Genomic DNA, 20,711 nt, shown 5'->3' with positions numbered 1-20,711 from the left:
GACACTATAATGACTATCTGAGTGTGCTCCCCCCAATCAGCTCGACTTTTACCTCAATAATTGCCCAAGTTTTATTTTAGAGTTTAAGCATCTATTATAAATATGAATGCTGACGTACCAATGCTAATAATCAACATTGGTACGAATTCAGATAACCATTAGATATTAATTGTTAATACTCTTCATCACACCTTCAGCGTCTGTCGCTGCATCATATACCGCTATATAAGAAACATCAGAGCGTCCATCTGTTGCCAAGTAATAATTATCAAAAGAAATACCACCTCCTGCTGGATTTGTAATGAGCAGGTTAGTTAAAATTGCTTCGCCATCTTTCCATGCTGAATAACGATTAACTCCGTTATTTTCAACCATAACAAAGCTGTCACCAAAGACTCCAATAGTTTCGTTAGCAGAAGCATACATCGAACTAGATATCGGTGCAGGAATTTCATCATTGATAGAACCAAGAGGCGTCCCCTCAAGGCTTCGAATTAAATAGCTATCAGCTGCAGCATAAATATCAAAGTTACTGCCGTTTAAGTCAAATGACTCTTCTTGATTAATATTCCCCCAAACAAACGTATGGCCAGTAGAGTTGTTACTCGCAATAAAGGAACAATCTGTTGCATCAAGTTTATAATTGCCATACTGCATCAATGTTCCCTCTAAAGCAGAGTCTCCTCCACACTCAGAACTACCCCATGCAAACACACCAAACGAAGTAGAAACAGCAACTGCTGACTTATTTGCTTGGATATCTAATACTGGAAATGTACCAATCATTGTCTGTGCCGTTGATGGCACATTTGCTGCTTCATCACCGCCCCACGCTACAATTTTATCTTCGTCAGTTCTTGCAATAAATGACTTTTCCGTAACATGAATATCTTTTATTGATACTTTATCAAGCTTAGCAAGCAATTCATCACTTGGTTTACCACCAAAAGACTCGTCGCCCCAGATCTTAACTTTACCATCATCAAATAGAATCACCCAAGCATTAGCCCCTACAGAGCCATTGTGATAAATTTTTCTAATCGGTTTAGTTACACTAAAGCTATCCATAACAGTCTTCGTTTCTGTATTAAACTCTGTCAGTTTATTACCAGACATTAGAATAATACTTTCTACTCCGGGAAAAATATTGTCAATGGAATTGAGCATAATTGGAGTAACAGAACGATTTTTTTCATTCCAAAAACCAGCGATCTTTTTAGCTGAATCATAGATAATAAAAGAAGACTTATTAGAATAAATACGATCAGGTTGATACGTCCCATTTACTAGTAAATAATCATCATTAACTCGAGGAAAGTCACTCTTACCAGAGACAGTAATTGATCGAAACTCACCACTACTACTCTGATGGATTGTAGCCATAGCAGAATCTGTTGCTGCCGCCGTATATGGCATTTCAACACGGTTAGAGAACGAATATGAATGGCCTTGATTTATCCATCCTTCATCTTGCTGAGCCAACGCACCAGCGCTGTAAGACGACGCAGTCATCAAACCAAGAGCTAGCACAAATTTATTTTTTTTCATTATTAGCATTCCTATAAAAACATTATACAAAATAATATAAACACACGAACTCACGAGAAAAAATACACGAATTCAAAGATAAGAAAGAATAGCATTTAAAAAAAAAAATAAAAACAACGGCTTTGTTGCTTAATTCGGTGAGAAGACATGGCAGTCCCATGTTGAACGCTTCTTAAACAACATACTGAGTTTCAGGCATACCAAGCCCTGTTAGCTTGTTCAGCGCTTTGATCATGGCATAAGTTTCGCCAACCTGAGCGTTGTAGTTTCTTAAGCTTAATTTTCCACCTAACAACTGTTTCACCCGATGCATTGTTGTCTCTGATAGTGAGCGCTTATGATAGCCATACCGCTTTTTCCACTTCTCGTTGGAACCGTAGAGCTTCTGGCAACCTACTGCTAAATTTCGAGGGTGTCCTTGCTCCCAGAAGGCTGCCCCTTCTCGTGGCGGAATGAGCGGAACTGCTCCCTTGATTCGTATAGCATCGTGACAACTCCTTGTGTCATAAGCACCATCACCTGATATCTCGATGATTTTACGACGTGTCTGCTTGAGTAAGTTGGGGAGCACTTCGGCATCGGTTACGTTCGATAAACTCAGCTCTGCTGCGATTATCTCGTGGGTGCTCGTATCTACTGCGATATGCAACTTACGCCATACTCTGCGCTTCCCATCAGTACCATGCTTCTTAGCCTTCCATTCACCTTCGCCATAAACTTTGAGGCCAGTGGCATCAATTGCCGTGTTGTATCGCACCTCTGGTTTTAGTTTTAAATGAAATCTCAACTTCCTTGGCTCGACGGCTTATACAGGTGTAGTGTGGACAAACTAGCGGGATATTAGCTAGCTTAAATACAGAGTCTAGAAAACCTTGTAGCGCTCTCAATGGCATAGAGAAAATGCGTTTCACCATCAGTGCAGTAGTAATGGCTAAGTCGCTGAACCGGCGAGGTCTACCACGCTTGCCTTGTTTGTTTTGTTTCCACTCAGCTATCGTTTCCTCATCAATCCAAAAGGTCAGAGAACCACGGTTGATTAAGGCTTTGTTGTACTGCTTCCAGTTAGTTGTTTTGTAACGAGGTTTAGGCATGAGGCTACGACGATTGATGGGTGTAGCCGATCAGATCGTAGCTTCTAGATTTAGTTCCATCGATTTAAGCAACAAAGCCAAAAACAACATGCAGAAAACGGCGTTAGTATTAATACCACTTTTGATATTTATCGCCTAGCATTCATTAATTGCATTGCGAATATATTTGTCTGAGATCGGATATGGCGAACCTAATTGCTGCGCGAAGTATGAGGCTCGCAACTTTTCAATCTTCCAAGGAGCTCTTTCATACTCTCAGGAAAAGGTCGAAGCGTTCCTTATCGAGTTTCGATGATGATTCAGCCTTATTTATTTCACTTTTGGATATAAGAAAAGATCGTTTATTTTACGCCTCTTCTTCGTTTAACTTATTTAAATAACAAGTCATTAATTTGGGGATTTTGATACACGCATGGGCTTTGTTGCTAAATTCGGAGAAAAGACATGGTAGCCCCATATTAATCAGTTCTTAAACAACATACTGAGTTTCAGGCATACCAAGCCCTGTAAGCTTGTTCTGCGCTTTGATCATAGCGTAACTCTCGCCAACCTGAGCATTGTAATTTCTTAGGCTTAATTTCCCACCTAACAACTGTTTCACCCGATACATTGCTGTCTCCGATAGTGAGCGCTTATGATAGCCATATCGCTTTTTCCACTTTTTGGGGGAGCCGTGGAACTTCTGACAACCTACTATTAAATTTCGATGGTGTACTTGCTCCCAGAGGCTGCACCTTCTCGTCGCGGGATGAGCGGAATGTTAGCCAGCTTAAATACGGAGTCTAGAAAACCTTACAGACCTCTCAACGGCATTGAAAATATTCGTTTCACCATCAGTGCGGTAGTAGTTGGCTAAGTCGCTAAATCGGCGAAGTCTACGACGATTAATCGATGTAGCCGATCAGATCGTAACTTCTTGATTTAGTTACATAGATTTAAGCAACAATGCCACAAAAAAGGTTCATCGCGGATAAGCGGGAACTGAAAACAAAAACGGCAGTAAGTGATAGAGTTTTATCGCCAAACAAAACCTACACAAACTACCGTTTTCATGTCGAATCATACTTTCCTATCTTCATTCTGGGAAGGCTTTCATATAGTAAAGTCTCATCAGACTCCATCATTAATAAAGCTCACTCTCAAACCTAACTCTATCGCTAGGTGTCCGTGCGGGCTTAAAGCTCAAGCCATACATGAGTATCAGTGGCGTAACGTGAAGGAAGCCACACTGCTAGGAGCTCCCGTTGAACTGTCCGTTCAAACCCGACGCATCAAGTGCAGCCACTGCGGCATTAAAACAGAACAACTATCTTGGTTAGAGCCTTATGCTCGTATCACTAACCGCCTACGAAGCTATATAGAACAGTTGTTACCTCTGCTACCTATTAAGCATATAGCCCAAGTGACAGGCGTTCATTGGCACACAATCAAAGAGATAGATAAGCGTCGGCTTCAACAAGTAGTACCGCAAGTTGAATGGGGTGAATTAAGGCAACTCGTCATGGACGAGTTCGCCATTTTTAAAGGACACCGCTATGCGACGGTCATTGCAGATGCGAAAAGTCATCAGGTTATCTGGATAGGACTAGGTCGTAGCCGCAAGGACATTCGCCCGTTCTTTGAACAGCTAGGTGAGCATGGCAAAAATATCGAAGCAGTAGCAATGGATATGAATACGGCTTTTGACCTTGAAGTCCAAGCGCATTGCCCAAATGCCCGTATCGTTTACGACTTGTTCCACGTTGTTGCTAAGTTCTGAGAGATCCCCTCATAATTTCCCCAAAACGTAACCATGTGTGAATAGATTTTGAGTAAGCAGGGTTGCAGCCACGAGTGAGTCTTCCCTTGTTATTGTGTAGCCAGAATGCCGCAAAACTTCCATGCCTAAGCGAACTGTTGAGAGTACGTTTCGATTTCTGACTGTGTTAGCCTGGAAGTGCTTGTCCCAACCTTGTTTCTGAGCATGAACGCCCGCAAGCCAACATGTTAGTTGAAGCATCAGGGCGATTAGCAGCATGATATCAAAACGCTCTGAGCTGCTCGTTCGGCTATGGCGTAGGCCTAGTCCGTAGGCAGGACTTTTCAAGTCTCGGAAGGTTTCTTCAATCTGCATTCGCTTCGAATAGATATTAACAAGTTGTTTGGGTGTTCGAATTTCAACAGGTAAGTTAGTTGCTAGAATCCATGGCTCCTTTGCCGACGCTGAGTAGATTTTAGGTGACGGGTGGTGACAATGAGTCCGTGTCGAGCGCTGATTTTTTCGGCCTTTAGAGCGAGATTTATACAATAGAATTTGGCATGAGATTGGATTGCTTTTAGTCAGCCTCTTATAGCCTAAAGTCTGAGTGACTAGATGACATATCATGTAAGTTGCTGATAGGTTTCCAGTTTTCCGCTCCTAGGTCTGCATATTGTACTTTTCCTCTTACTCGACTTAACCAGTACCAACCCAGCTTCTCAACGGATTTATACCATGGCACTTTAAAGCCAGCATCACTGACAATGAGCGGTGTGGTGTTACTCGGTAGAATGCTCGCAAGGTCGGCTAGAAATTGGTCATGAGCTTTCTTTGAACATTGCTCTGAAAGCGGGAACGCTTTCTCATAAAGAGTAACAGAACGACCGTGTAGTGCGACTGAAGCTCGCAATACCATAAGCCGTTTTTGCTCACGGATATCAGACCAGTCAACAAGTACAATGGGCATCGTATTGCCCGAACAGATAAAGCTAGCATGCCAACGGTATACAGCGAGTCGCTCTTTGTGGAGGTGACGATTACCTAACAATCGGTCGATTCGTTTGATGTTATGTTTTGTTCTCGCTTTGGTTGGCAGGTTACGGCCAAGTTCGGTAAGAGTGAGAGTTTTACAGTCAAGTAAGGCGTGGCAAGCCAACGTTAAGCTGTTGAGTCGTTTTAAGTGTAATTCGGGGCAGAATTGGTAAAGAGAGTCGTGTAAAATATCGAGTTCGCACATTTTGTTGTCTGATTATTGATTTTTGGCGAAACCATTTGATCATATGACAAGATGTGTATCTACCTTAACTTAATGATTTTGATAAAAATCATTAGGGGATTCATCAGTGCTAAGTTCGGTCGTGAAGTGATGGATAGAGTCAGGGTGGACCAAGCCAATAAGCTAAAACAAGATAAAAAAGCAAGGCAATGGGTCAAGCGCTCGCGCTGGGTGTTATTGAAAAATAAGGATAATTTAAATACACAACAGGAAAGCTACCTCACTGAAATACTGAATATGAATCAGGACTTGATGACGACCTACTTACTGGGTGCGCAATTAAAAGAGCTATGGCGTTGCGAGTCTGAACTTCAGGCTAAAAACTTATGTATGGTTGGGGCAAGTGAATGAGAGTGGAATTAAGCCGCTAAAAGAGTTTGCTCGAAAGCTCCGCCCATATCTTCATGGGATTACTGCTTCGGCAAGCTACCCGCTGAATACCTGTACGCTTGAAGGGATAAATAACAAGATAAAGTTAATCAAGCGGATGGGATATGGTTATCGAGATACTGATTACTTCTTCTTAAAGATAAAAGCGGCTTTCCCCGGAAAGCCGCGATGAACCACAAAAAAGCGCCCTTAACTGGCTGTGTTAAGGGCGCTTTTGTTTGGCTTTAGAGGTTTACCTTGAGCGGATAAATATCAGCATCGGCATCATGATAACGAACATCACCCCGACCAACTGGAAGGTGTGCACAAAGGCCACCATTTGCGATTGCTGATGGAGCATGTTCTGGTATTGCTCCAATGCCACAGGATCAGTAATCGATAACCCCTGTTTCGCAGCCCAGTCATGCAGCACTGGGTTGTAAGGGTTAAAGCCTTCTCCCAAAGCGTGCCATTGCTGTTGGCTATCGCGGTATTGGTATGTAGTCGCAATCGAGATACCAAACGAACTACCAATGGTGCGGAACAGGTTAAAAATACTCGCCCCAGCCACTGACTGCTCTTTTGGCAATGTCATGTACGCCAGTGTCGATAAGGTCGAGAAGGTCAAACCTAAGCCCATACCCTGAATCATGCTTGGCATCACGATCCAGAAGGTATCGATTTCCATGGAGTACAAGGTCATGAGGTAACTACCAATACCGATACAGGTTAGGCCAAAGACAATCTTCAACCTTGGATCGAATTGTGGGTTAATCACAATCACCAATATCAGCATACAGGCAGACGCCAGCCCCCGCGGTGCCATTAACATACCCGTGGTGGACACTGGATAGTTCAATAAGCTTTCGAGCAACATTGGTTGTTGAGTGGTCAAGCCGAACATGGCCATCGACACTACCGCCATCATTAAGGACGAGACCATGAGGTTTTTGTCTTTGAGGAGCCACAGAGGCGCAATGGGGCTCTTGGTCTTCCAACTGCGGTAGATCCACATGATTAAGCCCATGATCGCAAGCAGCACTGCAGTTTGGATAATGCGGGAGTTGAACCAGTCTTCGTCGTTACCTTTGTCGAGCACAAACTGCAACGCACCGACCCCGAGGGCCATATAACCAATGATCCACCAGTCAAAGTTCGGTTTGGATTTGTTGCTGATGTGGATGTAGCGATAAATCAGTGCAGTACACACCAAGCCAAATGGCAAGTTGACGTAGAAGATCCAACGCCAGTTGATGTTGTCAGTAATCACACCGCCCACTACCGGGCCTAAAATCGGACCAAGCAAGATACCGATGGAGAAAATCGCCATCGCCTTGCCTTTTTGCTCGGAAGGGTAAATCTGAACCAATGTAGATTGCGCCAGTGGAATAACCGAGGCACCAAACGCACCTTGGATAATACGGAACACCACCATCTCTTCGAGTGAGCCCGCTTGCCCGCAGAAAGCACTGGCAATCACAAAGCCGATTACTGCCACCAGCATGACTTTACGCTCACCAAATCTCGATACCCAGAAACTGGTCATCGGAATAAAGATCGCCTCAGCCATGCTGTAGCCAGTTAGCACCCAAGTGATTTGGTCTGCCGTTGCGCCCAACGCGCCCATCATGTGTGAAAGCGACACGTTAGCAACGGTCATGTCTATCAGCACCATGATGGCCGAAAGCATCACGGCGACGGTGGCTATTCCCCGTTTGTCGGCCGTAATCTCATTACTCATTGTGCGTTACTTTTCAGATCAACTGTCACTTCAGAACTTGCACCCACACGTAATTGTGGCGCGCCTTCAGGCACTTCAAGTGTCAAACGCACAGGGAAACGTTGTTTAATTTTCACCCAGTTACCGGTTGCATTTTCTGGTGGCATCAAAGAGAAAGAAGTACCACTTGCAGGCGACAGTTCTTCCACTTTCGCATCCCACACTACGTCTGGGTACATGTCGATCACGACTTCAGCGTGCATGCCTGCTTTGATATGTGTTAGGTCAGTTTCTTTAAAGTTTGCGCGTACCCAGTAGCTGTCTTTCACAATCACAGGGAACAGAGTTTGGCCAATGCCGACAACGGAACCAGTATGTGTGTTGATTTCACCCGCGATACCATCGACAGGAGAAGTGATGTCGGTGTAACTAAGGTTCAATTCAGCTTGTGCAAGTTGCGCTGCCGCTTGTTGAACAACCGCTGCTTCTGCGCCTTCTTCACCACGGTTTGCAATTGCTTTTTCTACCGTTGCACGTGCTTGTTCTAAGCTTGCTTGAGCGTTAGCGAGTTTGTTTTTCGCAGTATCCAAATCTTGATCAGACGCTAATTTGCGTTTCACTAGCGAGTTAGTACGTTTGTACTCCAACTGCGCTTCGGTCAGGTTAGAACGCGCCGCATCCAATCCCGCCACCGCTTCAGTAACTTGCTTGTCGGCCACATCGTGTTGTTGAACCGCCAATTGATAAGCCGCTTTGGCTTGTTTGACTGCTAGCAGATAAGGACGAGAATCAATCTTTAATAGCAGGTCGCCTTTGTTCACCACTTGGAAATCTTTGGCTTCTACTGAGATCACTTGGCCTTGAACCTGAGGAGCGACAGACAGGATTTTGGCTCTTACATAAGAATCTTCCGTGCTCGGGTGACTGTCGGAATATTGCCAAGACCAGTACATCGCACCGAAGCCGATAGCACAAACGAGAAGGAAAAGGATTTTGGTCAGTTTAGATTTCGAAGAGGATTTCTTCGCGATATCGTCGCTCATTTATATTGTCCAAGTGTTCAATTATGTGATCAGTGTAGGATTTTTCCGCTTTCGAACAACAAGATGATCTGAAAGGTTAAGATCCGATTTTGAGCGTTGATAATTTGTTCAAATGATGCGCAAAGACATTCACACTCTAATCGTGCATAAAGTATAGAAGACGCTAATCATTCCGCGACTTAGACAATCACATTGGCGAATATTCCAGACAGAAAATGTATGGTCCGCCCCGTTATTGCAACTACAATTTAGTAATAACGGAGTTGGTTTGCGCTAATGTATTCGGAGTCCACGTTGGGAACATTAACTTCCCGCTCCACGATGATATCCGCGCCAGATTATCCTTAAAAGCCCCAAAGCAACTAGGTGCTATTTTTTGTATCAGGTTACTAATCTGGCCGATCGACCGTTTTTGTCATCACGTTCATTGGCGTTGCAAACTTGGTTATGGCTATACAGCCTTAAAAGCTTGGCGGTGGTACAACACCGCCCAAGCTATTCTTGCTAGCTTATTGGCAAGTGCGACTACCACTACATTAAACGGCTTTGTTGCTCGTAAATTGACTAACCAATCTCCAAACACTTTTCCTGTTGTTTCTATCCTAGATAGCACGGACCTCGCTCCATGTATAAATAGAGCGCGAAGGTGTTTGTTCCCTCGTTTACTCATGCCTAATAACTTTGATTTGCCACCCGTTGAATACTGCCTTGGAACGAGTCCTAGCCATGCGGCCATCTCGCGACCTCCACCAAAGTTTGAAGGAGAACTGATATTAGCCACACACAGCGTTGCTGTTAAATCACCAATACCAGGAATACTCTTCAAAAGCTCGGCATTTTCATTATTTTCAGTAATTGCTTTCAGTTTTCTATCTTGAGTAGATACTTGCTCATTTAGGTATTTATAGTGCTCATGAATCGAGAGCAACTCAGCGACCAGACTCGGTGGTAGTTTTATATCTTGCTCGGCCAACCACTGAAATAGCGCTTTCATCTTGGCATGGCCTTTAGGAAAACTCAGCCCAAACTCAAGTAGTATTGCTCCAATTCGGCTCATACAAGCCGTTCGTTCTTTGATATAACCATCCCTCACTCGATGGATAGCTGCGATTACCTGAGCTTCCTCTGACTTGGCAGAGACAAATCTCATGCTTGGTCGACTCGCTGCTTCTGCTATCGCAGCTGCATCAATAAAGTCGTTCTTGTTACCTTTGACGTAAGGTTTTACATATTGAGGCGGGATAAGTCGAACTCGATGCCCATAGGCTTCACACTTTCTCGCAAGCCAGTGAGCACCACCACAGGCTTCAAAAGCGATGATGGTAGGTTCAAGTACAGATAAGAAACGAAGTAGTTGGATTCGACTAAACTTACGGCGAATAACGTCTTTGCCAGTGTGATTGTTACCAACCGCATGAAAGCAGTGCTTGCCTAAATCGATACCTAAGATGTGAATGGTAGACATATGGTTCACCTCGTTCTGAGAGCCTACTCTAAGCGTAGGGCTTGAGAGTGAGGCGGACCATATAATTAGCCCCGTTAGCCTAACTCTAACGGGGCTTTATGGTTATTTATCTTTAACTATCAATGAGCTGCAGCAAGCTGCGCAGTTACTCTTCGACGTTGTAGCCAAATCACAACACCAAACAGCAACATTGCCGGAATCCACATCCACTCTTTACGATAACGCTCAACAGGCACACGAACATCGACAATTTGTTGGTCGAACTGCAATCCTGCTGCCTCTGCTGGGCTCGCAAAGCTGACGATATCAATAAGAGTTTGCTCACCTTGCTGATAGGTCGCAATACCCAATGCGTCCAGCTTGTCTTGTCCGGTTTCCCCTTCAGGAACCGAAAGCAGCACCGAGAATTCACGCATCTTACCGACCGCATCTTCACCGCTGATACGCATTCTAAGCACACTGCCCTCTTCAAGCGGCTCAAGCGTTTGTGCCAACTGGGCAGGATTGCTCGATTGGTATGGATCCACCACCATGTCTATCCAGAATCCCGGGCGGAACAAGGTAAAGGCCACTAGCAAAAGCAAAACGCCTTCGTACCAACGGTTACGAGTCAGGAACCAACCTTGCGTCGCCGCAGCGAATATCAACATCGCAATGGTAGAGATAACAAAGATGGCGATACCGTGCGCCCAATCGACATCAATCAACAACAAATCGGTATTGAAGATAAATAGGAACGGCAAAGCTGCAGTTCTTAGACTGTAGTAAAACGCGGTTAAGCCCGTCTTGATTGGATCGCCTTTCGACACCGCTGCTGCTGCAAACGAAGCCAGACCCACTGGCGGCGTTACATCCGCCATGATACCGAAGTAAAACACAAACAAGTGCACCGCAATTAACGGCACAATCAAACCGTGTTGTTGACCCAGCGTGACGATAACAGGTGCTAGCAAGCTCGATACCACGATGTAGTTCGCCGTAGTTGGTAAGCCCATGCCTAGAATCAAGCTCAATACTGCGGTAAGCATCAGCATGAGTAGCAAGTTGCCCATCGACAGCATCTCAACCAAATCAGCCAATACTAAGCCAACACCCGTTTGCGATACCGCACCAACGATTACGCCTGCGGTGGCGGTCGCGATACCAATGCCGATCATGTTACGCGCGCCAGCAATCAAGCCTTCACGCAAATCAATACAACCGTCTTTAAAGTTACCGTAATCGTGTTTGCCATCTTTACGCATCCAAGTCAGCAGAGGACGTTGAGTCAAAACGATCACCACCAGAATCACACTGCCCCAAAAAGCAGACAGCCCCGGAGACAAACGTTCAATCATCAAACACCACACCAAAACCACCACAGGCAGTAGGTAGTGCAAACCAGACAACAAGACTGCGCGCGTATTTGGTAACTGTTCTAGCGGAGCATCTGGATCCTCTTCTGGTAGCGGTTCATTGCTTGCCGCCACTTTGAGCAGCGCCAAGTACACTACCGCAAGAATCAATGCCATCCCCAGCAGGACAAAGTCGCCCAATACTGGCTTCAACCATCCTAAGCCATAGTAGACCGCCATCGACAAACCAGAAATCAACGCCGCACCAAATGCAAAACCCGTGAGTCTTGCTAGCCAAGGTTTTGAACGTGCAGCATCAATTGGCTGCATGCCCAATTTGAGCGCTTCTAGATGGACAATATAAAGAAGGGCAATGTAAGAAATAGCAGCAGGCAAGAAGGCGTGCTTAATGATCTCAACATAAGGAATGCCGACGTATTCCACCATCAAAAACGCCGCAGCGCCCATAACAGGGGGCATGATTTGCCCGTTCACCGATGACGCCACTTCCACTGCACCAGCTTTCTCTGGAGAGAAGCCCACTTTGCGCATCATAGGAATAGTGAACGTACCCGTGGTCACTACGTTGGCGATGGACGAACCCGAAATCAAACCCGTTAAGCCAGAAGCAACGACGGCCGCTTTTGCAGGGCCACCACGCAAGTGCCCCAACATGCTAAATGCCAATTGAATGAAGTAGTGCCCTGCTCCAGCGCGTTCCAACAACGCACCAAACAGAACAAACAAGAATACAAAGCTGGTCGACACGCCAAGCGCAATACCAAACACACCTTCTGTAGTGATCCACTGGTGGTTAGCTAGCGCATCCAACTGCACGCCACGGTGGGACAACAAACCCGGCATGTATGGGCCTGCCAAGCTGTAGCCGATAAACACCAACGCAATCACAGGCAATGCTGGACCCAATACTCGACGCGCCGCTTCTAAAAGCAGAGGCAAACCAATCAATGCGGTAATAAAGTCTTCAGTGGTTAAGCTGCCCGGACGTTGTGCTAGTGCTTCGTACATAACAAACAAGTACAGCGAAGAGGCACAAGCAATCAAACCCAACATGATGTCGAAGGCAGGAACACGGTCGCGCGGAGAGCGCTTAAAAGCGGGGAAGACTAGGAAGGCAAGCAACAAGGCAAAGCCAAGGTGAATGGCGCGCGTTTCGGTGTCGTTCATCACACCGAAGCCAACAATAAAGGGCAGCGGAGACGCTATCCAAAGTTGAAACAAAGACCAAAGTAACGCCAAACCCGCAATCAGCTTTTCCATGATTCCGGTTGGCAGGCGAGCACCCACATCTTGGGCAATCAGTTCTTCTGCCGACAGTTCACTCGGATGCGTATCAGCATGGGACGTGGAGATCGTCTTATCCATAATTTTCTCACAAACAACAGAGAAGCAAGCGCTGCGAACCCATCACAGCGCTTGCTAAAAATCGAAGGTTCTAAGAGTTACTTACAACCAGCCGCGCTCTTTGTAGTAGCGCACCGCACCTTCATGCAATGGTGCAGACAGACCCACTTCAATCATTTCTGATTCTTTTAGGTCTTTAAATGCTGGGTGCAAACGCTTGAAGCGGTCTAGGTTGTCGAACACAGATTTCGTCAGTTGGTACACCAACTCAGGATCCGTCTCTGCTGTGGTTGAGAGCACCGCTTTGCCGCCGATAGATTGCGTATCGTTCGGGTTGCCACGGTACATTCCGCCCGGAATGGTTGCTTTGGTGAAGTAAGCACGCTCAGCAAGTAACTTGTCGATTTCAGGACCAGTCACAGGCACTAACACCGCATCCGTTGTGGTTGAGGCTTCTTGAATCGCGCCGTTTGGGTGGCCAACAAAGTAGCTCATTGCATCGATGTTGTTGTCACTCATTGCAGAAGCTTGTTCTGCTGGCTTCAGATCCGATACCAAGCTGAACACATCCTGCGACCAGCCTTTTGCTTGCATCACTTGCTCAAACGTATCGCGTTGACCAGAACCAGGGTTACCAATGTTGACGCGCTTGCCTTTCAAATCGTCGAAATTGGTGATGCCTGCATCTTTACGCGCAAGAATAGTGAACACTTCACTTTGTAGTGAGAAAACGGCACGAATGTCCGTCATTGGTTGGTTATTTTGGAAAGGAGCCACACCTTCTAGGGCTTTGTATTGGTGATCTGACTGCATGATGCCGAAATTGTATTCGCCACTGCGCAAACCATTGACGTTTGCCACGCCACCACCACTAGCTGGTGCATTACATTTAATGCTGTGGTCTGCCGCACCACGGTTTACAAAACGACAAATCGATTGGCCTGCCACGTAATAAACACCCGTTTGACCACCCGTGCCGATAGTAATAAATTTCTCTGCCGCACTTATTTTCTCACTGTATGAGAACAATGATACTGCCGAAGCAAATACTGCAATGAGTGTGGTTCCTTTCATTTTAAGTTCTTCCTGTCTATCGGTTGAAAAATAAAGACATTTTTCTCAGCTAACGACAGCAAAACTGAAAAATACTCGCGTAAAATTTCCACGCTTTACGAGTAATTTTCCTTAGTCAGCCAGTCCTTAGCTTCATTTTGTAATATTTATTTTGACGTTCGATTAATAATTAACCGAATGCTTGTCATCGAATTTATCAGAACAATTTCAAAACCTAGCTATAGTAATTTTTCGCTTTTCTCAGCAATCGAGAATTAACAGAAAATTCATTTTTTAATCGATGCATTTACAAATAGAAAAATCATAGAAATAGGAAGAGAAAGGAGAGATGAGTAGAAGAATAAAATGAAATAAAAAAAGAGGGGCAATCCCCGCAACTGCCCCTAAAAGTCATGCCAATAATATTGTTGTTCTTTTTCTACTGCTTTTTCTTAGAACTTGTAACCGCCACTGATCATGAATACCCAAGGGTTGATTTCAACGTCAGTTTTTTGTTTCGCGCCACCCGCTTTGTAGGTCGCTTCTGTTTCAATGTTTGCGTACCACGCCGATGCGTTTAGGAACCATTTATCGTTGATCATGTAGTCCACACCAACGTTTGCAGCTAGACCGAATGAATCATCCAATTTCAGATCAGAAAGGCCAGCACCTTTACCCGTGCCGTTAAAACCTTCATCAAAGAAGATGGTGTAGTTTAGACCTGCACCCACGTATGGGCGGAATTTGCTTTGTGAGTCACCAAAGTAGTACTGAACCATCACTGTTGGTGGCAGGTGTTTAGTACTCGCGATGTCCTTGCCAACTAGATCTGTTGAAATATCATGGCTAAACGGTGTTGCAGCTAGCACTTCTAAGCTGATGTTGTCGGTAAACATGTAACCGAACGTCAAGCCCAGCTGCGTGTTGGAATCCACTTTAAGCTCTTCTTGAGAACCTAGGATTTTGTCACTGCTGTCATTTGGTACAACGGAAGCCGCACCAACACGTAGAATGAAGTCACCTTCACTGTGAGCGAAAACACTTGGAGACACTAACGCAGCAACCACTGCTAAACTGCAGATTGTTTTTTTCATTGTTATTTCCTTTTGTAGGGCTTTGTTTCTTTTTGTACTCAGCTGCGCTCTTCCCTTTTGGGCAGTTCCTTAATGAATCCAAAACCTTGAAGCACGCGAGTATCACTATTTTCTTGAGCTGCGCGCAATCTAGCATATAGAAACCCTACTATTTTGATGGAAATCAATTTGTGAAAAATATAGCTTTTCCGTATACAAAAACGCCAAATTGATCAACAAATTATGCAAATAGGACACAATCCTGTAATACAAACTGTGCGTGTGAGAAGCGTGCGTCGCAGTTCTCATTCCGCATCCCCTGAGAGCCTCTGTGCTCAACAAAACTTTTTTCTCGATATGATCGAGTTATTTTCAAAAAATACCTACTTCAAATCGCCAATTTGACCGCTTAAATTGGCGATTTTCGGCCTTTGTAAGCCACTGAAATACAACAAGTTATATTTCTGGAAAATCAGGCACTTAGGGTGTTAGTCTGCTTCCAACCGAACAAGGAAAAGATAAAAAGCCATGATTAAGACCGATCTCACTTTCGAACAGGAAGACTTTTCTCATCACGATTTGCAAAACACCACCTTTGAAAACTGCCGCTTTTATCAGTGCAATTTCGACCACGCCGATCTGAGTGATGCAAAGTTTATTGATTGCCGTTTTATCCAACCGAGCGACATAGAAGGCTGCAGTTTCCGTTATGCCAAACTGAAAGATGCTAGCTTTAGCAACTGCATGTTGGCCATGTCTCAGTTCAATGGCGCGGATTGCGTCGGCATCGAACTGCGCAAATGCGATTTGAAGGGTGCAAACTTTCAAAGTGCCAACTTCGCTAATCGCGTCAGCAATACCGTGTTCTTTTGTATCGCCTACATCACGGGCTGCAACTTGGCTTACACCAATTTTGAGCGCGCACTGCTAGAGAAATGCGACCTGTTTGAAAACCGATGGAACGGCGCCAATTTGATGGGCGCGAGCTTTAAAGGCTCTGACTTATCGAGAGGAGAATTCAGTCGAGAACAATGGGGCAGCTTTAATATAGAAGAGAGCGATCTTACCCACGTCGATTTAGAAGGTTTGGACATTCGCCGCGTCTCTTTATACGGTGTTAAGATCTGCGACTGGCAGCAAGAACAACTGCTCGCACCATTTGGACTGATCGTTATTTAGGAAGCACTATGAATCTGTTTAAAGACCTACCCAGTGATCTGAGTGAAGAAGTGTTCGAAGATTTACTCATACATAAACAACTGCGCATCGAGCGTATTGTCTCAAAAGGGCAAACCACGCCAGAGGGCGAATGGTACGATCAAGAAGAACATGAGTGGGTGTTGGTGCTACAAGGCGCAGGCGAACTGACTTATGAAGATGGCTCTGTAAAACGTTTAGAGGCGGGCGATCATATCAACATTCCGGCGCATACGAAGCATCGTGTCAGTTGGACAGATCCAGAACAAGAGACGATTTGGTTGGCGGTTTTCTACCGCTAGATTGTCGACTTCCGTGTTATTCCGACGAACAGTAAAGAAAAACGGGGGAAAGAAACCCTAACTTTCCCCATGTGCGCAATAAAGGGTCTAGGTGAGGCGCAAAAGAAATTGAAGTCATGACTCCGAGCCAGTCTCCCAACCGTTACTCAGAAATGAACCTAGTCATCACTTCAATGTTCATAGATAAAAACGTGTTATTGGCGTGAGAGTGTGTTTTGCTTGCGGTTGTATTCGAATCGATGGCTTTGCTCAACGGTGTCTTTGACTTCTAGCCCTTCCATCGTCGTTGTGCCTATCTCCAGCCGAACTTGATCACTGTTCAAGTCCACTATCAGCTCATCATATTGGCTTTTTTCACCATTCTCGTCGTACTGCAAACGCACCTTATACGTGCCTTTGCTTGCATCATATTCAGCTTGATAACCTTGGTTGAATGCCTCAATCGCAATGCCTTCTGGATACACCACCATGTCAACACGCGTCGGTGCTTCGGTGAATTTGTAGGTTGAGATACCAAAACGGGTTTCGATGATGTCCGCTTCATAAAAGAAGTGTTCAATCTCGTTTGATGAGCTGACCATCACCATTTCAGGTGTTAGGCGCATCAAGTGAAACTCAAAAATCAGAGAGGTTTTGTTGTCACCAACATTAGGGACTAGAGCTTCCAACTCCGCGAGGGTACTCACATTAAAATCACGCAAAATGTTTAATGAGAGTCGATCGAGCGTGTAAGTCACTTTGCGAGACAAGTTCTCGGCCTCAAAGCCCAGTAAGTCATCGCTAATGGTGTCGGTGATCGAACGATGCAGCAGATCGATACCGTCCACCTCATAGTTCGCTCTGTGATCTTTAAACTTAGGCACAGAGTCTGTCGTTATTCCTTCGCCACCACAGCCACTCAGTGCAAACATCACCGCAATACTCGCTATTGCTTTATGCATCTATACACGCTCCTTTACCAAGACGGCGGCAGTGTAACGATTGCGGCAACGAGTTGATGTAAGCGTATGTAAGACGAGCTTATTATTACAACCAAGTAAAAGTCATTTGAATTTTCATGGGATTATCATTTTATTCGACATCAATATACTAGCCCCATTCCAAATTAACCGATGACGAACGATAACAATGAGCTGGTTTTTCTTACTTTTAGGCGTGGGCGCAGAAGCCCTTTCACACGTTGCACTTAAAGCCACTGATGGCTTTAGCAAACCACTGCCTGCAACCCTTGTCTTGATTGGTCACTTGGCTGCTTTTGTCTGTTTGGCGCAGGCGATGAAAGGCGGCATGCCAGTTGGCATTGTTCACGCCCTTTGGGCAGGTTTGGCAATTGTATCGGTGACTTTAATCTCGCAATTGGTTTACCGCCAGCACATGGATACTAGCCTTTGGATTGGCATGGCACTTATCGCAGCGGGCGTGATGGTGATAAACTTCTCTCACGGACACGCACACTAAACCATAAGGCAGCGGATTGTCAGATAGCCAAAAGCCATCTCTCGCACTGTTTGATTTTGATGGCACCATCACAGATGAAGATATGTTTAGCGCCTTCCTCCACTATTCTGTTTTTGGCCTGCGCAAGTGGGTCGGAAACGTTGTGATTCTGCCGTTCTATGCGCTCTACAAGGCAGGCGTCATTCCTGCTAAGCGAATGCGCCCTATCGCCAGTTTCATCGCCTTTGCAGGAAGAAGAACTCGAGACGTTGAAGCGTTAGGAGCTCAGTTTGCAAAAGAGGTGATTGAGCAACACATTCGCCCAGAAGCTCAAGCGAAACTAGAATGGCACCAAGCGCGAGGCGACACCATTGTCGTTGTCTCAGCATCACTTAACGCCTACTTAAAACCATGGAGCCAAACGCAAGGCTACCAATTACTTTGTAGTGAGTTACTCGGCGAAAGTGAACACATTAGTGGCCGTTACCAAAGTGGCGATTGCAGTTTGGAAAGAAAGGTCGAGCGTGTTCAACGTGCTTATGACTTGAGCCAATACGAAACGATTTACGCTTACGGCGATACCCACGAAGACATTCCGATGCTCAAATTAGCCAGCCATGCGATGATGAATTGGCAACCATGGCAAAGCGAAAACAGCCTGAATTAAAACAGAAAACCCTTCTCAATTGAGAAGGGTTTTGCGTATTTGAAACGAGTGGCGCTTAACGCCAAACACCCCATTCACCTGTGGTTCCCGGCTCTTCGCCAGTTGTCCACCACTGCGCAGTCCATTCACGGCCGTTGTGCGTCACGACATCACCCTGGTTGTACACCGCGTCTTTGCTCCAAAGGTTGGTCGGCTCGACTGGTGGCGTGGTATCACCTTTAATCAATGACAACGCGTAGCTAAAGTTAGCGTTCGGAGCCAACACTTGGTTTGCGTAGATGTTGTTGGTATCGAACATGTAGTGGTTCATTGCTTCGTGCCAAATACCAACATACCAATCGCCCGTTTGCTGAGAATTAAATTGGTCGGCTAACTCCGCGGCCCACGTTGTTGTGTTGTTTGCACTGATTGCTAGTGACAGATCGACGATCTCGCTGCCTGTTGCATTAAACGTGCGGAATCGTACCGTGTCTCCCGCTTCTACCGGACCAAAGCCTTGTGGGACAAAGTAGCCCAGAGCGGTCAGGTTGTTTGCAGGATCTGTTGGGTCAACCGGATCGGTAGGAGGCGTTGTACCATTGCCGTTTAAGGTAATGTCACTACAGTTGTAGAAACCCTCACCTGCCACATCAATACGCTGCCAACGAGTATAAAGAATCGCATCACCTGAACGATCAGCTGGGAAGGTTACCTGCATGCGGTAGCGCTTTTCTGCATCCACATACACATCGCCAGCAGTATCAATCAGCTCTAAATCGTCCCAAGTCAGTGGCTGAGTATCGTCATAAGTAGGTTTAGAAAGATAAAACTCCCAGTAAGACGGGTTATGTGGCGCTTTGCCAAAGAACACCAATTCGATTTGGTTATTCGCATCTGGTGTGACGTTAGTGCGCTGCCAATTTGGCGATGGGATATTCAAACCTTTTTTAGCTGCATCACCCGCTGAACAAAGTTCGCCATCACGCACAATGGCTTTCACGTGTGCCATGTCACGGTAGTTCGGTACGTTTGCAGCAATCTCACTACGTTGCACGAAAGGGTAAGCCCCCGATTCGTCATAGGCTGCTTGACACGCCTGGTTTGGAATTTCATTAGTCCAAAAACCGCCGTCTAAATAACAAGTGTTTTGGCGAGCGCTCGGAAACTCGACCCAGCCGTGGGCACTAACATTAAAAGAGCTTAAAGCCGCAAGTGCACCCAAGCTTGCAAGGGGAAGGGTTACGTATGATTTCATCATTCATCCTTAAATTTTCTGACCCGCTGCTCGCGAACCGGGCAGCGACGTAGAAAAACTAGCAGGATGCGATTATTTAGAAGGTGAGAATAAATGCTGGAATTGTCAGATTGCAGACTGCTTTCCAGCATTTTATGTGGACTATGCTCATACTCGACTGACTCTTTCGAGTCACTTCAAATTGATGTGCTACAAAATCGAGGGGGAAGGATTAACGCTCATCTTTTGGCGTATCCATCACCACCATGGTTGTAATGGCTTTAACGTGTTCGCATTCCCCAAGAACATCGGCATGAAACGCTTTGTACGCCGCAAGGTCTTGAGTTTCGACTCTTAATAGGTACTCGTTAGAACCCGTTATGTTGTGACACTCGACAACTTGGTCGACAAATCGAACGTGCTCTTCAAAGCCTAGTTGCGCGTGTTTAGAGTGCGATGCCAAGCCAATCGACACATACGCGACAAAACCGACGCCCATTTGCTGATTATCCAGCACCGCTCGATAACCTTTGATCACGCCTTTTCGCTCCAAATCTTGCACTCGACGCAAGGTCGCGGATGGCGATAATCCAACTCGTTCAGACAGCTCCACATTGGAGATTCTTCCGTCTGATTTCAGCGCTTGCAATATTCTTTCGTCAAATCTATCCATGATGCTCTTTTGTTGTTTAGCGAGTGAGTTTTCGTCAAATAAAAGCACAAAATTGATGGCGCTTCTACCTATCATTGTTCTCGACCGGTCAGAAAACGTAATCCCTTGCCCGCTTATGTGCAGGCAAAACAGAAATGCAGGAACACA

At 45.5% G+C, this 20,711-nt stretch carries 14 protein-coding genes and 5 pseudogenes; 6 read left to right on the top strand and 13 right to left on the bottom strand.

Features of this window, described 5'->3' with window-relative positions:
• Positions 1-165: 165 nt before the first annotated feature.
• From KJB05_RS18630 to KJB05_RS18615, 3 genes and pseudogenes are all read right to left on the bottom strand, one after another.
• A complete protein-coding gene (locus tag KJB05_RS18630; RefSeq protein WP_208446038.1) occupies positions 166-1,548 on the bottom strand; it encodes a hypothetical protein in 1,383 nt (460 codons plus the stop codon).
• 172 nt (positions 1,549-1,720) lie between these two features.
• Positions 1,721-2,639, bottom strand: a pseudogene (locus KJB05_RS18625) (IS5 family transposase).
• 469 nt (positions 2,640-3,108) lie between these two features.
• Positions 3,109-3,512, bottom strand: a pseudogene (locus tag KJB05_RS18615) (transposase); the annotation flags it as partial.
• A 178-nt stretch (positions 3,513-3,690) separates the two neighbouring features.
• On the opposite strand from KJB05_RS18615, the pseudogene KJB05_RS18610 reads away from it, so the two are divergent.
• A pseudogene (locus KJB05_RS18610) lies at positions 3,691-4,395 on the top strand (ISL3 family transposase); the annotation flags it as partial.
• Between the two features lie 12 nt (positions 4,396-4,407).
• On the opposite strand, the pseudogene KJB05_RS18605 reads toward KJB05_RS18610, so the two are convergent.
• Positions 4,408-5,614 (bottom strand): annotated as a pseudogene (locus tag KJB05_RS18605) (IS4-like element ISVsa5 family transposase).
• Between the two features lie 108 nt (positions 5,615-5,722).
• On the opposite strand from KJB05_RS18605, the pseudogene KJB05_RS28965 reads away from it, so the two are divergent.
• A pseudogene (locus KJB05_RS28965) lies at positions 5,723-6,215 on the top strand (transposase); the annotation flags it as partial.
• Positions 6,216-6,275: 60 nt separating this feature from the next.
• Here KJB05_RS28965 and KJB05_RS18595 read toward each other — a convergent pair.
• From KJB05_RS18595 to ompW, 6 genes are all read right to left on the bottom strand, one after another.
• The gene (locus KJB05_RS18595) at positions 6,276-7,763 is read right to left on the bottom strand and encodes an MDR family MFS transporter (RefSeq protein WP_208446503.1); all 1,488 of its coding nucleotides are present in this window, start codon (positions 7,761-7,763) and stop codon (positions 6,276-6,278) included.
• Positions 7,760-8,785 (bottom strand): HlyD family secretion protein, encoded by a 1,026-nt coding sequence (locus tag KJB05_RS18590; RefSeq protein ID WP_208446504.1) that lies wholly within the window; start codon positions 8,783-8,785, stop codon positions 7,760-7,762. Before KJB05_RS18590 ends, KJB05_RS18595 begins: the two co-directional genes overlap by 4 nt.
• 451 nt (positions 8,786-9,236) lie before the next feature.
• The gene (locus tag KJB05_RS18585) at positions 9,237-10,250 is read right to left on the bottom strand and encodes an IS110 family transposase (RefSeq protein ID WP_213053086.1); all 1,014 of its coding nucleotides are present in this window, start codon (positions 10,248-10,250) and stop codon (positions 9,237-9,239) included.
• A gap of 119 nt (positions 10,251-10,369) precedes the next feature.
• Complete coding sequence (locus tag KJB05_RS18580) at positions 10,370-12,970, bottom strand: TRAP transporter permease (protein WP_208446061.1); 2,601 nt, start codon at positions 12,968-12,970, stop codon at positions 10,370-10,372.
• An 81-nt stretch (positions 12,971-13,051) separates the two neighbouring features.
• A complete protein-coding gene (locus tag KJB05_RS18575; protein ID WP_020195112.1) occupies positions 13,052-14,023 on the bottom strand; it encodes a TAXI family TRAP transporter solute-binding subunit in 972 nt (323 codons plus the stop codon).
• A 431-nt stretch (positions 14,024-14,454) separates the two neighbouring features.
• Positions 14,455-15,096: an outer membrane protein OmpW gene (gene ompW, locus KJB05_RS18570; RefSeq protein WP_208446060.1), complete on the bottom strand. Its 642-nt coding sequence runs from the start codon at positions 15,094-15,096 to the stop codon at positions 14,455-14,457.
• A gap of 507 nt (positions 15,097-15,603) precedes the next feature.
• Between ompW and KJB05_RS18565 the strand changes: the two genes are divergently transcribed.
• Positions 15,604-16,254 (top strand): Qnr family pentapeptide repeat protein, encoded by a 651-nt coding sequence (locus KJB05_RS18565; protein ID WP_009706791.1) that lies wholly within the window; start codon positions 15,604-15,606, stop codon positions 16,252-16,254.
• Between the two features lie 8 nt (positions 16,255-16,262).
• Positions 16,263-16,574, top strand: a complete 312-nt coding sequence (locus KJB05_RS18560; RefSeq protein WP_132698185.1) for a cupin domain-containing protein — start codon at positions 16,263-16,265, stop codon at positions 16,572-16,574.
• A gap of 194 nt (positions 16,575-16,768) precedes the next feature.
• Here KJB05_RS18560 and KJB05_RS18555 read toward each other — a convergent pair whose 3' ends face one another.
• A complete protein-coding gene (locus KJB05_RS18555; protein ID WP_078610196.1) occupies positions 16,769-17,515 on the bottom strand; it encodes a hypothetical protein in 747 nt (248 codons plus the stop codon).
• Between the two features lie 187 nt (positions 17,516-17,702).
• On the opposite strand from KJB05_RS18555, the gene KJB05_RS18550 reads away from it, so the two are divergent.
• Together KJB05_RS18550 and KJB05_RS18545 are read left to right on the top strand one after the other, a co-directional pair.
• Positions 17,703-18,032: a multidrug efflux SMR transporter gene (locus KJB05_RS18550; protein WP_005533114.1), complete on the top strand. Its 330-nt coding sequence runs from the start codon at positions 17,703-17,705 to the stop codon at positions 18,030-18,032.
• Positions 18,033-18,048: 16 nt separating this feature from the next.
• The gene (locus KJB05_RS18545; protein WP_208446059.1) at positions 18,049-18,678 is read left to right on the top strand and encodes an HAD family hydrolase; all 630 of its coding nucleotides are present in this window, start codon (positions 18,049-18,051) and stop codon (positions 18,676-18,678) included.
• Between the two features lie 55 nt (positions 18,679-18,733).
• Here the strand turns inward: KJB05_RS18545 and KJB05_RS18540 are convergent, their stop codons facing one another.
• Entirely contained in the window at positions 18,734-19,912 is a 1,179-nt protein-coding gene (locus KJB05_RS18540; RefSeq protein WP_199453461.1) for a lytic polysaccharide monooxygenase, read from the bottom strand.
• Positions 19,913-20,123: 211 nt separating this feature from the next.
• Positions 20,124-20,564, bottom strand: coding sequence for an Lrp/AsnC family transcriptional regulator (locus KJB05_RS18535; protein ID WP_027726611.1), 441 nt, complete (start codon positions 20,562-20,564; stop codon positions 20,124-20,126).
• Positions 20,565-20,711: the final 147 nt, after the last annotated feature.

Origin of the sequence: Vibrio sp. B1ASS3 (assembly GCF_905175355.1) — a bacterium.
GTDB classification, from domain to species: domain Bacteria; phylum Pseudomonadota; class Gammaproteobacteria; order Enterobacterales; family Vibrionaceae; genus Vibrio; species Vibrio owensii.
This window is presented reverse-complemented; position numbering and strand designations above follow the sequence as displayed.